Raw genomic sequence first — 14,574 nt, 5'->3', positions numbered from 1 at the left:
AATGCCGTTCTGATCTGATTAACAGCCACCTTCTATCGAGGCTTGCTACGGTTTTATTTCAACAAAAAACTGCTTTGTTATAGCTGCTTCCTTGTCATCGTAGAGTCCGTGACAACCGAACGCCGCTTTTTCTGACTCTTTCTCCGGAAAATATTTGCATACTTATATCAATAGGCTGCCATAAATATGGTACTATTATTTTAAAAAAAGAGATTCAGAGGCTGAAACAATGAATGAACTTGTGTTTGAAAAGAGAGAATTTACTTCAGATCATGTCAATGTTGTAAAAGCAATGCATATAAATAACTATCCGATTGTGTACATCCTTTATAATGAGAAAAAGAAACCGACTGCATATATTGGGCAAACGGTTCAAGCTGCACGGCGTTTGAAGAATCATATAGATGATGAAAAGCGAAAGAAATTGAATCGCTTTATATTAATCGGGCATGAGAAATTTCATCAGTCTGCGACATACAATATTGAATCAAATTTAATTAACTATTTTATCGCCGATAACCGCTATCAGCTGCAAAATGTGAGCCAGACCAGGTCTAGGGAAATGCACAATTACTATCAGAAACCCTTTTATAATGAAAATATCTTTCAAGTCATTTGGGAGAAGCTGAGAAAAGAGAAAATTGTGGGCGATTCTCTTGAAAACCTTAGGAATAAAGACATTTATAAATTATCTCCTTATAAAGAGCTCTCGCCTCAGCAGCTTGATATTAAAAAGAAGATCCTTGATTTCTGTAAAGAACATATACAAAAAGAAGGAAATCATGTCATTGTTATTGAAGGAGACGCCGGCACAGGTAAAAGTGTCCTGTTAAGCTCCCTGTTTAATACAATTCAAGATTTAGCTAAGAGCGAAGACTCTTTTTTGGAAGAAACAGATAATTACTTGCTGGTGAATCATAGCGAAATGCTGAAAACCTATAAAAGCATCGCCAACAGCTTACCGAATTTAAAGAAAAAGAGTTTCATGAAGCCAACACCTTTTATTAACGAGAAAACAAAGACGGGAGCAACAGCGGATATCGTATTAGTAGACGAAGCTCATCTGCTTCTGACAAAGGAAGATTCCTATAACAATTTCCGCTACCAAAACCAGCTGGATGAGATCATTAAGCGAAGTAAAATCACTGTTGTGATCTTTGATCCAAAACAAGTCTTAAAGATTAAAAGTTATTGGAACGATAGATTGCTCGAAGAAATCATCAATCAGTATGATGCGAAAACTGTGAAACTTACAGACCAAATGAGAATGAATGCCAATCCAGAAACGATGAAGTGGATTGACAGCTTTGTTGAAAAGAAAATTCTTTCTTTGCCGACTGAAGACTCCTCCTTCGAGCTAAAAATATTCGATGATGCTGCTGCGTTTAAGAAAGCCATTGAAAGTAAAAACAACAAAGACGGGCTCTCTCGGATTGTCTCGACATTTGATTATTTACATAAAAAAGATAAAAAGACGTACATCGTTGATGAAGAAGGGATTAACATGCCCTGGAACAGCACCCAGGATAAAGTGACATGGGCCGAAAATCCGACTTCAATTAAAGAAGTCGGCTCCATTTATACTGTTCAAGGGTTTGATTTAAATTACGTCGGCGTCGTTCTCGGCCCTTCCGTAAGCTATGATGAAGACAACGACGAACTGGTAATTAATACTTCCAAATACAAAGATACAGGGGCATTCATTTCTCGTACAGATTTGTCGCCAGAACAGAATGAACAAGTTAAAGAACAAATTATCTTAAATTCAATAAATGTCCTGATGAAACGGGGCATTCACGGCCTCTATATTTATGCGACAGACCCTAAATTAAGAAAAAGACTACTCGAGTTAGAAAGGGGAAAATCATCATGAGTGATATCCAAAACCTAATCAACGCAATCAACGAATTCAGAGATGAACGAAACTGGAGACAATACCATAACCCAAAAGACCTCGCCATCTCAATCTCCATCGAAGCAGCCGAGCTGCTCGAAGACTTCCAATGGATCAGCAGTGAAGAAGCACTCAAAGCCAATAAAGAAAACATCCGTGAAGAAATCGCAGATGTTTTAATCTACTCATTCATGTTATGTAACGATCTTGGACTGGATGTAAAAGAGATTGTGGAAGAGAAGATTGTGAAGAATGGGAGGAAGTATCCGGTTAATCATAATGGTTGAGACTCTCCTTTTAAGTAGAGAGAGCTTCTTTCCCAATTGAAGACCGCTCTCTCTATCTCCATGATGCGTTGATGATGATGGCGCTCTGCTCGTTTACTTACCGTAATCTCCCCACTTCATTTGCTTTTTAGCACCGTTCGCTAGCTCCCTGTTATTTTTTTAAAAAATGACATTTGTCACCCGATTTTCATGACCTCACTTACTAAAATCCGCCTCCCTCAGCTTATACAATGGAATGAGTAAATCAGGAGGTGGTCTGTAAGCCATGAGCGATGTTGTGAGCTTGACGAATGTGACAAAGACATTCCGCCAAAAAACGGCGGTTAATCAGATAGATTTTTCAATTAAAAAAGGAGAAATTATAGCCATTCTAGGGCCAAACGGCGCCGGGAAAACAACAACGATTTCTATGATATTGGGGCTGTTAAAACCGACGGCAGGCAATATCACATTATTCGGTTCCATGCCGCATGAAAAACGGGTGCGTGAAAAAATCGGCACGATGCTGCAGGAAGTCAGCGTCATGCCTGGTTTGCGTGCAGGTGAAATCATCGAACTCGTTAGGAGCTACTACCCAAAGCCTCTATCCTTTCAAAAGCTTAGAGCGTTGACAGGTTTGACAGACAAGGATTTAAAAACACAGGCGGAAAAATTGTCAGGTGGGCAAAAGCGGCGTCTCGGCTTTGCCTTGGCGCTTGCCGGCGATCCAGAACTGATGATCTTTGACGAACCCACGGTCGGAATGGATATCACTTCAAGAAACCGCTTTTGGCAAACGGTTCAAACGCTCGCAGAGCAAGGAAAAACGATCATTTTTTCTACACACTACTTACAGGAAGCAGATGATGCCGCGCAACGAATCTTGCTGTTTAAAGACGGCAGCATAGTAGCTGACGGGACGCCGCTCCAAATAAAATCAAGAATATCGAAGCATTCAGTTTCATTTATAGTCGATCCCGAACAGTCGCTTGAAAAGCTGTATCAGCACCCGGAAATCAAACAGATTTTTCGTAAAAACAACCGGGTTTACATCGACACGGCCAATACGGACAAAATATTGGAACTCATTTTCGCAGAAAAGATCGGCGCTTATGATATTCAAATTGAACGCGGAAACCTTGAAGAGGCGTTTCGCCAGCTGACAGGCAAAGGAGACGATGTAAAATGAATGTATTTCAGATGCAATGCAGAATGGAAATCAAAAGAATGCTTCGAAACCGCTATTTTGTCTTTTGGTCATTGGCCATGCCGATTGCTTTTTATTATATTTTTACAAATGTCGTCAATACGAATGCTCCCGACCCTGCGGCTTGGAATGCGCATTATTTAATGTCAATGACAACATTCAGCGTCATGGGCTCTTCGATCATGACGCTCGGCATCCGCATGGTTCAAGAACGGACCCAAGGCTGGTCGACGTTCATACGCGTAACGCCTCTTCCCGACCACATTTATTTTATCGCTCAAATGGCGGGGCAAAGCGTCATTCATATTCTTTCGATCACAGTCATCTTCTTAGCCGGCGCCTTGATTAACGGCGTTTCTTTATCCCCGTTGGAATGGTTCCTGTGCGGATTGTGGGCCCTGCTTGGCTCGCTCCCTTTTCTTGCGATCGGGACACTGATCGGGATGATGAAAAAAGTGGATACAGCAGCCGGAATCAGCAATGTGCTGTATATGGGGCTCGCCGTATGCGGAGGGATGTGGATGCCGCTTGAAATTATGCCAAAAATGATGCAGAATATCGGCCATTGGCTGCCGTCTTATCATTATGGCAGCGGCGCCTGGGAAATCGCTCAAGGTCAAATGCCAAACTGGAAAAGTATTCTCTTTCTATTAGTCTATTCAATCGTTGTTATGCTACTATCTAAATATATAAGAAGAAAACAAGAAGCGGTGTGAACAAGAATGAAAAAAAACTTCAGCATGTTTCCAAAACGGTACGGCTTTTTTCCCTATATCTTTTTAATCTATTTACTGCTGCCTATTTCTTATTTGACGAATCAGACCTCGGGGATCAAACAGCTGATCGGTTTTGGACTCGTGCTGCTTTTCTTAGTGACGTACCGCCAGCTTTTTTTTATTTCGCCGCAAAAAAAATTATTTACTTACTGGCTGGCCATCCAGCTTTCGATCATTTTGATCTACACTGTATTTTATGATATCAATTTAGTCTTTTTAGGCTTTTTTTCAGCGAACTTTATCGGCTATTACAGGGAAAAAAAGATATTTCGGCGCGGGCTTGCCAGCCTGGTTGTTGTATTGGTCGCCCCTTTTATCTATCATCTGCTGAAAGATCCATCCCTGCTAAATCGGCTCTTTTATTTTCTGCCCTTTCTTGTGATTATGCTCATTTCACCATACGGCATCCGCTCCATGAACCGCCGCATGGAACTGGAACAAGAGCTTGATGAGGCAAATCAGCAAATTAAGGAACTGGTCAAACGCGAGGAGCGTGTACGAATTGCCCGTGATCTGCATGATACACTTGGCCATACTCTCTCACTGCTGACATTAAAAAGCCAGCTTGTCCAGCGTACCATCGCCAGCGACCCCGAACGGGCGCGAAAAGAAGCAAGAGAAATGGAAACCACATCAAGAGCAGCTTTAAAACAAGTCCGGGAACTCGTGTCTGATATGAAAACGGCAACGATCGCAGAAGAGCTCATCCACATCCAGCAAATCCTGCGGGCTGCAGACATCACATTCGAATACATGGGAGGTTCCGATTTTTCAAATATCTCTCCTGTCACACAAAACATTGTCAGCATGGGTATACGCGAAGCCGCCACAAATATCGTCAAACACAGCCGCGCCACCCATTGCACCATTTCCATCTCTCAAACAGATGATAAAATAAGCATTACCATCAAAGACGACGGAATGGGGATGGATCAGCAAACACCATTTGGTAACGGCTTGCGCGGAATGAAAGAAAGACTTGCATTAATCGACGGCGCTCTCGACGTTTCAACCCATAACGGTACAGTTTTAAACATCACCGTTCCGATTGTAAAGAAAGCTGAACGAAAGGAAACAATCCAATGATTCGTTTATTTATTGCCGAAGACCAAAGAATGCTGTTAAGCGCGCTGGGGGCCTTGCTTGATCTTGAAGAAGACATGGAAGTGATCGGCCAGGCGACAAACGGCGAAGAAGCGCTCACCGCCATTCTCAAACTAGAACCGGACGTCTGCCTCATGGATATCGAAATGCCCGTCAAAAGCGGCTTAGAAGTGGCAGAAGAGCTGATGAAACGGGGCTCAAAAAGTAAGGTTATCATATTAACAACATTTGCCCGCCCCGGCTACTTCGAGCGCGCCGTCAAAAGCAATGTCCACGGCTACCTGCTCAAAGACGGGGAAATCGACGACCTCGCAGACGCCATCCGAAAATGCACGGAAGGAAAGCGAATCTTCAGCCCGGAACTCACCTTTGATGCCATCCGCAAGGTAAACCCGCTCACCGAACGCGAGCAGGAAATCCTGCGATTGGCGGCTTTAGGAATGACGACGAAAGAAATTGCCGCCGAGTTATTTTTGTCAGCAGGCACCGTCCGGAATTATATTTCTGAGATTATGCATAAGCTGGATGCGAAGAACCGGACGGAGGCGGCGAAGGTTGCTGAGGGGGAGGGGTGGATTTGAATAATGTTAATTTAAACCAACTGTGAGAAATTTCATCTCCATAGGTAAATATCAACCTTTCTCCACCCTTTTTAGCATAGTATTTCTCTACTTTATTCATTAATTGTATTAGCAAACTATGATCCTTGCCGATGGATAACTTGAAGGATAAATAAATGTTATTTTCTTTCTTGCTATCTATTGAACAACTCCTAATAGGCGTTTTTGAAACAATAATGTTTACCAATAAAAAACATACTTCTTATAACTTTGTCTATTCAAACTAACATGATTACATTATTAATAGCCATCATTCTGTTAAGAAAGCTAATTATCATTAAATAGTTCTATTATTTTGTTTATTAGTCGCATAAAATCGGTATCATTATTCGATGCGATATTTTCCAACACCTTTTTTTCAAATTTATCTTTACTTACTCCTAATTTTTTCGCTAACATACCCATCGTAATATTAAAAACATTTTTTCCATCTAATAACTCTAGCCAGCTTGTTTCCCAATTTTCTTCAGCATATGTTTCTTCCATATAATTAAAAACATTTATTAAATCGGCAAGAACGTCGTTCCAATTATTACCATTAAAAAGATTTTTAATATAACTTTCATGATTTTTTAAATTGTCTACCTTTAAATCTTTTTGTTTTATAAATGATTCTATAGTACTTAGCTTATTTCTTAATAATGAATTCATATATTTTTTCTTTGTATATTGTAATTGTTCATCTGCAATAGATCTAACCCTATCTTCTATTTCATTTATACTTATCTCATTAATTCCAAAAAAATTTGTAAACTCATCGCAAACTTCTTTAATGATGTTTAAATCTAGAAAATAATTTTCTATTTCATGTTTTTCTAATACTATGAAGTGCCTATCAAAATAATCTACATCTCTATTCCTCATCTCTTTTATTGATTTTTCATCTCTTGTGTCTCGATCAATAAGAAATACAAATCTTGGATCCAGAAGGTATTTTTTAACTTTTACTAAACCGTTAAAAGTTCTAATTATTTCAGCGCAATTCCCCAATTCTCTTACTTTAATATTCTCTTCTGCTAATAGGTTTTGAAGTAAAGTAACTTCTGTATTTCCTTCCACAAATAAAATCTTATCATTTGTATAGCTCAAACCAAGACTTCTTAGTGTTTTTTCACAGGATTCATATTCAATTTTATCTATAGATCTTTTTCCTAAAACATAATTTTCTCCGTTTCCAAAATTATTATAAATTAATGTTTTTGAATGCGTAATTAAATATGTTTGTCCTAATCTTAAATTAGTGAAATCAATTTTTGAAGAACTTATGTCGCCCAAAAGTTTAGTAAATCTACAAGTAAGTTCTTCGTGCAAGTGATTCTCTGGTTCGTCAATAACTAGAATTCCCATATCTTCTATATAAGCCAATAACAAGAAGCTATACCAGACTAACTTCTCTCCAGAACTAAATTTTCTAACGTCAAAGTTTTTTCCGTTTCCATCACTATTTGCTAATAGTATAAATTGATTTTCTCTTACCTTACCAGAAAAATTAGAAACTTTAATATATGGAATTAATTCATTAAGTAACTTTTTTGCTTCATCAAAGTATTTATTCTTTTTAGGTGTCAAAGGAATTATTCTTTGATAGATATGATCATTTATCATTAGAGAATATAAATTATAGTATATCTTTTCTGGTTCTAAAACAAAGTCAACTATTGGAGAGAACTCATTCTTGCCATCAAGTTTTACCTCTTGAAACGTAATATCTCTCTCTCCTACTGTTTTGTCAGCAGAAATATATGCAATGATGCTTTTGGGTTGATCTAAGTCCCAAAAACTATTTAGAACCTCCTCTTGAATAAAATTTTCTGTTTTAATATTCCATTTTACGTTTTCAGTTAAAACTTCTTGCACAAATAGAGTTAATTTTATATCAAAATACTCAGGGATTTCAGTTCCGAATTCGCTATTTTGCAATAACCTTTGAATTTTATGCGAAGATAAATTACTAAAGTCTTCTTTTTCGAATTGAAGTTCTGTAACTATTGAAGATTCTTCACTTCTAATAAAATCAAAAAACTCCTTACCTATCATATCTTCTAATACTATATCTTTATATGTATTCATTAAATTATTCATCATTCTCTTTGCAAAGTATGCTTTCTGAATCAGCATTACTGACTCAAAGATAGTCGTTTTACCTGAACCATTTCGACCACTAATTGTATTTATTCTTTTGGCACCATCAAAATTCAAACATATACTTGAATTAAAACGTTTAATGGAATTTAGTACAATATTTTTTATTTTCATTTTTTCACTCCTTAAAATGAAAGTCCTCGATTATTATACCAAAAGATAGCTTATATCTTTTTACAGATATAAGCTATCTTTATTAATGAATTTTCATTTAACACATAGTCTTACTCACTTATGATAAGGCTCCCCCCGGTTAATCCGAAACGCCCGATAAACCTGCTCCAGCAAAATCAGCCGCATGAGCTGATGCGGGAACGTCATCCTTGAAAACGACAGCTTTTCATCTGCGCGCTTCAGGACGGCGTCGCTCAAGCCGAGTGAGCCGCCGATGACGAAGGTTACCTTGCTCTTTCCATATGTGGCGAGTCTATCCATATTATCGGCTAATTCTTCCGAACTTTTCATTTTTCCTTCGATTGCCAGGGCGATGACGTGGGCGTCGGGGCTGATTTTGGAGAGGATTCGTTCGCCTTCTTTGTCTTTGACGATTTTCATGTCCTGGTCACTTAAATTTTCCGGCGCTTTTTCGTCCGGCAGTTCGATGATGTCGACTTTTGCGTATGCCGAAAGCCGTTTTATGTATTCGTCAATTCCTTGTTTTAAATATTTTTCTTTTAGTTTTCCGATTGCTACGATTGATATATTCACAGGTCATCCCCACTTTAAGAACAAGTTATTCAGAAGCATTATCCACAATTGTGGATAAAGGTTGTGTATTTAGTGTCCGATCATTCGTTCCCCACTATATATACTGCAGGCTTATCGCACAATTCACAGGTTGTGGATAAACTGTGTGTATGTTCGATTTTTCTGATTTCAGGGGCCAATTCTTCTTCATCCACATACATGTCAATGACGGTTTCAATATGCTCTTCGCAAGACTTCATAAAAGTCCCTCCAATATCTGTATCATTGGGCTCTTTTATAAAAAAGCTCCTTATTCAATATACCCTATTTATGCACATGTTAGTAGGTTTTAGCATGACTTCGCGCGGTTATCCACAAGCTTTTTATATTCCTCTGGATAACTCTGTTTTCCCTAAATAAAAAACACCAGCTACCCTCGCTGATGCTCTAATCTTTTTCTATACTACTTCTCTTTTTTCCTGAACAACTAAAGAATGCTGATTCGTGATATGCTGCAAATATGAAACGTTAAGAATGAAAGTCCAAAACCCGTTAACCGGCTTTTTAGAGAACCTCATAAACGATTTTCTAACCTTAAATGCACTAACTAGATTTATCGTCCAAAAAAGGAGAAATGAGAGCTGCGGGAGGAAGCTGTGTCCGGGGCGCAGCGGGAGAAGCAAAATGCTGTTGCTGTATGGCAGCAACTCTTCTCTTTGAAATGTGATTGAGTAAAAAGTCCAAAAAGGCTCCAAAATTGAAAAGACGCTTAGCAGCAGCGTCACTTTAATGGCGACATAGGGGAGCTTAATTTGGCATCGTTCTAAATTCTTTCTTCTTGAAAGAAACCAGTACGGGATGTATATGCCAGACGTTATGATTGTTAATAACACCGCATATATGGCTTTTATTTTCGGAAATTCTTCTAATTCCTTACTCATGCTGAAACACTCTTCTTTCCTTAAAACTGTTCTTCCAGGTCTTTTTATCCTTGTCATCTATACTTTTCCACTTTCCTTATCAAAATGTACTATATTGAATGCAATAAATCAAAATCCATTGAAGTGTCAAATTGGGATTTTCTTAGGTATATGGATTCTTTTTTTTGACCAGAATAAAAAAATTGTATCTTTTAGCCTGATCCCTATTTCGTATTTACCTGCAGAAATTCGACAATCAATAGGACATTATTCGTCATATTTTTACCTTTGTAATATACAATCTGTCATTGCGTAACATAAAGGGGTTCATTCGAATCATTTTGTCTTTTTTTCTTTATTTCCTGCCTCTCTCAACTAGGAATAATGACACGCTTTGTTTCATGTGGAACATTGGCCATGAAAAAAGACCAAAGCTTCACAGCCTTGATCTTACAGCCTCTTGCTCATATGCAAATCCGTCGTCTCAAAATTCATTTTTTCATAAAGCCGCTTCGCCTTTTTATTATGGGCGAATACATGTAGGGACAGCTTTTGGACTCCTAATTGCTTTGCCTCTTCTTCTAAGACGGCTAAAGCCTGCTGGCCGATTCCCTGCCCTCGATACGCTTCATAAAGCCCGAAATCGTAAATAAATGCTTCCTTTTGAGGATGGTGCGGGTCAGCGTAGAGCCAAAGCCAGCCTGCGGCATCCTCGCTGTCTTCCTTGATTGACCATAGATGATGGTTGTTCGTTTCAATGCCGTTTGGCAAAAGAGCTGCAAATTGCTCTTCTGCTTTCTCCATCGCTTCCGCCACTGTCCATGTGCCCGCTTTTACTTTCTCCATGGCGTAATGCTGGATGGAATAGGCATGGTATGTCTTAAAGTCTTCTTCCGTCATTGGCATTAAACGGATTGCCGGTTTTTTTCTCGGTTTGTTTAAGTCAATTTTAATTTTTGATTTCAACATCAAATTGTGCTTCACTTCCTTGTTTATTGATCATGATGCTTTGCTCAGCCATTCGCTTTTCGGCTCGGAAAGTTTATTGATTCTGTGCTGAATGTAAATGACATTCAAAAGGAACGCAAAAATGGATCCATTCGCAGGTTCTTTGCCTGAGAGCTTGTTTAATGAAGCGGTCACCACCAGTGCGCAGTAAATCAAAACACCTGCGGACAGAATCAAAATCACGCGGTCGAGCAGCATATAAAGGCTGTAATGCATGTCAGGAAAAGCGATTTTTGCTGATATTCTAATTGGAATCGAAAATAAATGATAAAATATGATAGCTTTTAACGTGGTGTAGGGAATATCATGATAAGGCAGCAAATCGAAGCTTTTTTTCCTGGATAGAAACCAGTATGGTATGTAAACCCCCAGTGTGATCAGACATAGCACAAAAACGGACACGATACTTCTGCTCTTTACATTAGACAGCGTTTTCAACGCAGTCTGCACATTGTCGTTCATATCATTCCTCCGGACACTCGTTTTCCAAACAAATGAATTGAATGAATTTTTTCATAGCAGCGGCACACCCCCTCAATATATTCTTTTCTCCGCTTTTAGACAATATGACTTAGGTACCAATATGACAAATGTACTATTTTTTAAAAAGGATTGCCGCCTTCTCGATTAGCTGAAAAATGTGTGACAACCGTTTTTATGTCATAAGAATGAAACAAAAAACAAAGAGCCTGATTGGAATTCAGGCTCTTTTGTTTACCGCTGTATACTTTTTTGAAGAGAAATCTGCCAGTTGATGCCGGTGCCAATATGGTGTGTTTTGGCAAAGGATCCTTGATTGAGGGCAATACCCAGGCGGTCTAATGAATTGATATAAACAACCGGCTTACCGACCGGCATATCAGCAAACGACCGTCCAAAAGCCATCGTTTGCTGATAGACTTTGGTGTCCTCGTGTTTGATAACCACTTCCACAGGATCTCCGTATTGAACGTCAAGTGACTTGAACAGTTTACGGCTGATATTTGTCCAAAGGTTTCCAAACCGGATATCTAAAATGTCGATCGTTCCGGTTATCCAATCATTTTCGATATAAGCTTCCATGACCGGAAGTTTGACGATGGAATCTGTTGAAACTTCAGGACCGATCCGGTCGAAGCTGAGAATCCCGGCTGCCAGTCTTGCCCCGGTGTAAGCGTAAATGTCGCGTCCATGGAAAGTATGTGATTCGCCTGATCTCGGAAGCCTGTTTTGCGCTTCATCAAGATAGCGCACTTCGACAATCCCATTCTGCCGGCTGATATGGGTGAGTGTTCCGTTGTCCGGTGTGATGATATATTGATCGGAAGAGGTTCTGACTGCGACGCTGCGGCGTTCCGAACCAACACCTGGATCGACGACAGACACGAAGACAGTGCCTTCAGGCCAATAAGAAACGGACTGTAGCAGCCGATAGGAAGCCTCCCAAATGTGAAAAACGGGAATGTTGTGCGTCAAATCAAAAATCCGGAGTGAACTGTCAACTGAATAAGCCACGCCGTACATCGCATTTACCGCCCCGTCATCAAGGCCAAAATCAGATTGTAATACAAGTGCATGCTGACTCATCCTATCTCCCTTTCCGCCTTGATTTTCGCAGTGAATCTGCCTTTGCCAAAATGTTTAAATCATCATATCGTACGCGAAATTGAAACGCAATATGATGTTTTGTCCATTTTTTAGAAACTCTCATTTTTATTGAAGCAAAAACTTCGATTTCACACCCTAAAAACCCGATTATTCATCCGGAAAGTCTTATTTTCCTCTCTAACTATCCCATTTTTGACTTTTGACGATCATTCCTCAGACTTGGCATAATAAAAAAACAGCCCGGCCGTACCGGCCAGACTGTCTTTATCAGCTTCCCAATTTGGATCGGGACAGCTTTACTTCTGTTGTTCTTTCTTTTCCGCCCCGCAGGTATTTGATTTTCACCTTATCGCCGACGTTTTTGGTGTAAAGCTTTTTACGCAGATCAACGATATCGTAAACGCGGTCACCGTTGAATTCGACGATGACATCAAGCTCTTTCAAACCGGCTCTGCCTGCAGGAGACACCGGCTGAACGCCCATTACAACGACCCCTGATGTTACGTCTTTCGGCAGTTTAAGCGTTTCCTGCCAGTGGTAGCTTGCAATGTCGCCAAGTGATTTCATCTCAATTCCGAAATACGGCCGTCTTACTTCTCCGTACGTTTCCAAATCTTCGATAACCGGAATGGCAAGGTTGGCAGGGATGCTCAGACCGATGCCTTCGACGGCTGATTCAGCGATTTTCATCGAATTAATGCCGATGACTTTTCCATCAATATTAAACAGTCCGCCTCCGCTGTTGCCCGGGTTAATGGCAGCATCCGTCTGCAATACTTCGGCATTCCAGTCCGGCTGTCCGTCTCCGTTTGAATCGACCGGAACAGCGCGTTCGGTTCCTGAGATGATTCCTTGTGTAACAGACCCTGAAAACTGCAGGCCGAGCGGGTTTCCAATCGCGATGACAGGCTCGCCTGTCTTCACTTTATCAGAATCTCCGAATTCAGCAGCCGCTTTTATTTTATTGCTGCTGACTTGCAGGACGGCCAGATCCATCAGTTTATCACTGCCGATCAGTTTTGCCGGAATCCGCGTTCCGTCATTCAGACTGACTTCGATTTGGGATGCCCCTTCAATGACATGGTGGTTGGTCACAATGTGGGATGTTTTGCCGTCCTTTTTATAAATAACGCCCGAGCCTGTTCCCGCTTCGCTGTCTCCATCCCATACACCGGTTTTTTGGATGTTGATAACGCCGACAACAGAATCAGAAACCTTAGAGACCACTTGTGTGACTTCATTGTTCACGTTGACGGATACATTGCGGACCGCACCGCCCTGCTGAGCTCCTTGACCTCCGCGCGCTTCAATGACTTGCAGATTGTAAGGCAGCCATCCCTGCTGCGAGAGATACGGCAGGGCAAACACTGTTAAAAGAGCGCCGATAACGGCGCCGACCAGGCTTGAAAACAAAAAGCTTCTCCAATTTCTCACCGGCTTTTCCCGAACGAATTTTTCCTCATCATGATTAAACTCCACTATATTCAAATCCTTTCAAGGAACGATATATGTATATAGTGTGGATCATCTGCCCGCAGATTAATCATTCAATCAGTAAAATTTACACCGCTACAAGAGGTGTCGGTTTCTTAGGATCGGTATCATATAAGTCAAACGTTTCTCCCGCTGCAAATCCTTTGGCAGCCAACGTTTGCTGGACGGACATTCTCGCCAGCTCTTTCATGTTGTTGTCCTGGCTTAAATGAGCCAAATAAATTCGCGATGTCTCATCACCGATTACATCAGTCATTGCGAGTGCCGCGTCCTCATTGGATACATGTCCGACGTCGCTTAAGATCCGGCGCTTGATGTTCCACGGATAGCGGCCCATTTGCAGCATGCCGACATCATGATTGCTTTCAAAAACAAAAGCGTTTGCCGAGCGGATAATGCCTTTCATTCTGTCGCTGACATAGCCCGTATCCGTAATCAAAGCGAGCTTTCGGCCATTGTAATGAAAAACATAAAACATCGGCTCTGCAGCGTCGTGGGATACGCCAAACGATTCGACATCGAGGGAGCCGAACGATTTGACGGTTTCCATTGGAAACACGAATTTTTGGCCGTTATCCATTTTGCCGATATGCCCTTCCATCGCCTTCCACGTTTTTTCATTGGCGTAAACGGGCAGCTCATATTTTCTTGCCAGCACACCAAGTCCTTTTATATGATCACTGTGCTCATGCGTAACAAAAATGCCGTCAAGCTGATCAAGCTTTCGGTCAATTTGCGCCATCAGCCCTTCCATCGCCTTCCCGCTAAGTCCTGCGTCAACTAAAAAAGCGTGGTCATCGGTTTCCAAATATAAAGCATTACCGGTACTCCCGCTCGCAAGTACGCTAAATTGCAGGCTCATGGTTTCT

At 40.6% G+C, this 14,574-nt stretch carries 15 protein-coding genes; 6 read left to right on the top strand and 9 right to left on the bottom strand.

Annotated features, from left to right (window positions below; genetic code table 11):
• The first annotated feature begins 229 nt into the window (after positions 1-229).
• From LQ247_RS00350 to LQ247_RS00325, 6 genes are all read left to right on the top strand, one after another.
• Entirely contained in the window at positions 230-1,873 is a 1,644-nt protein-coding gene (locus tag LQ247_RS00350; RefSeq protein ID WP_231005398.1) for a DUF2075 domain-containing protein, read from the top strand.
• Entirely contained in the window at positions 1,870-2,181 is a 312-nt protein-coding gene (locus tag LQ247_RS00345) for a nucleotide pyrophosphohydrolase (RefSeq protein WP_023856830.1), read from the top strand. The genes LQ247_RS00350 and LQ247_RS00345 overlap by 4 nt, the downstream gene beginning before the upstream one ends.
• A 265-nt stretch (positions 2,182-2,446) precedes the next feature.
• Positions 2,447-3,349, top strand: coding sequence for an ABC transporter ATP-binding protein (locus tag LQ247_RS00340; RefSeq protein WP_035338100.1), 903 nt, complete (start codon positions 2,447-2,449; stop codon positions 3,347-3,349).
• Complete coding sequence (locus LQ247_RS00335; protein ID WP_144497493.1) at positions 3,346-4,083, top strand: ABC transporter permease; 738 nt, start codon at positions 3,346-3,348, stop codon at positions 4,081-4,083. Before LQ247_RS00340 ends, LQ247_RS00335 begins: the two co-directional genes overlap by 4 nt.
• A gap of 6 nt (positions 4,084-4,089) precedes the next feature.
• Positions 4,090-5,229, top strand: coding sequence for a sensor histidine kinase (locus LQ247_RS00330; protein WP_035338104.1), 1,140 nt, complete (start codon positions 4,090-4,092; stop codon positions 5,227-5,229).
• Positions 5,226-5,828, top strand: a complete 603-nt coding sequence (locus LQ247_RS00325; RefSeq protein ID WP_035338106.1) for a response regulator transcription factor — start codon at positions 5,226-5,228, stop codon at positions 5,826-5,828. Before LQ247_RS00330 ends, LQ247_RS00325 begins: the two co-directional genes overlap by 4 nt.
• Positions 5,829-6,134: 306 nt before the next feature.
• Here LQ247_RS00325 and LQ247_RS00320 read toward each other — a convergent pair whose 3' ends face one another.
• The 9 genes from LQ247_RS00320 to LQ247_RS00280 form a co-directional block, all read right to left on the bottom strand.
• Entirely contained in the window at positions 6,135-8,123 is a 1,989-nt protein-coding gene (locus LQ247_RS00320) for an AAA family ATPase (protein ID WP_035338108.1), read from the bottom strand.
• Positions 8,124-8,237: 114 nt separating this feature from the next.
• A complete protein-coding gene (rlmH, locus tag LQ247_RS00315) occupies positions 8,238-8,717 on the bottom strand; it encodes a 23S rRNA (pseudouridine(1915)-N(3))-methyltransferase RlmH (RefSeq protein WP_003177946.1) in 480 nt (159 codons plus the stop codon).
• Between the two features lie 80 nt (positions 8,718-8,797).
• Positions 8,798-8,956, bottom strand: coding sequence for a CxxH/CxxC protein (locus LQ247_RS00310; protein ID WP_003177948.1), 159 nt, complete (start codon positions 8,954-8,956; stop codon positions 8,798-8,800).
• 198 nt (positions 8,957-9,154) lie between these two features.
• The gene (locus tag LQ247_RS00305; RefSeq protein ID WP_025810499.1) at positions 9,155-9,637 is read right to left on the bottom strand and encodes a DUF4234 domain-containing protein; all 483 of its coding nucleotides are present in this window, start codon (positions 9,635-9,637) and stop codon (positions 9,155-9,157) included.
• A 429-nt stretch (positions 9,638-10,066) separates the two neighbouring features.
• Complete coding sequence (locus LQ247_RS00300; RefSeq protein WP_043054528.1) at positions 10,067-10,585, bottom strand: GNAT family N-acetyltransferase; 519 nt, start codon at positions 10,583-10,585, stop codon at positions 10,067-10,069.
• Positions 10,586-10,615: 30 nt separating this feature from the next.
• A complete protein-coding gene (locus LQ247_RS00295; RefSeq protein WP_020453614.1) occupies positions 10,616-11,086 on the bottom strand; it encodes a hypothetical protein in 471 nt (156 codons plus the stop codon).
• Between the two features lie 252 nt (positions 11,087-11,338).
• Positions 11,339-12,190, bottom strand: a complete 852-nt coding sequence (locus tag LQ247_RS00290; protein ID WP_043054529.1) for an SAM hydrolase/SAM-dependent halogenase family protein — start codon at positions 12,188-12,190, stop codon at positions 11,339-11,341.
• Between the two features lie 288 nt (positions 12,191-12,478).
• Positions 12,479-13,690 carry a S1C family serine protease gene (locus tag LQ247_RS00285; protein ID WP_026580409.1) on the bottom strand — a complete coding sequence of 404 codons (1,212 nt, stop codon included), beginning with the start codon at positions 13,688-13,690 and terminating at the stop codon, positions 12,479-12,481.
• A gap of 82 nt (positions 13,691-13,772) precedes the next feature.
• The gene (locus LQ247_RS00280; protein WP_003177960.1) at positions 13,773-14,567 is read right to left on the bottom strand and encodes an MBL fold metallo-hydrolase; all 795 of its coding nucleotides are present in this window, start codon (positions 14,565-14,567) and stop codon (positions 13,773-13,775) included.
• Between the last annotated feature and the right edge of the window lie 7 nt (positions 14,568-14,574).

The sequence above is a fragment of the Bacillus sp. BS3(2021) genome (assembly GCF_021043345.1).
In the GTDB taxonomy this organism is placed as follows: domain Bacteria; phylum Bacillota; class Bacilli; order Bacillales; family Bacillaceae; genus Bacillus; species Bacillus paralicheniformis.
This window is presented reverse-complemented; position numbering and strand designations above follow the sequence as displayed.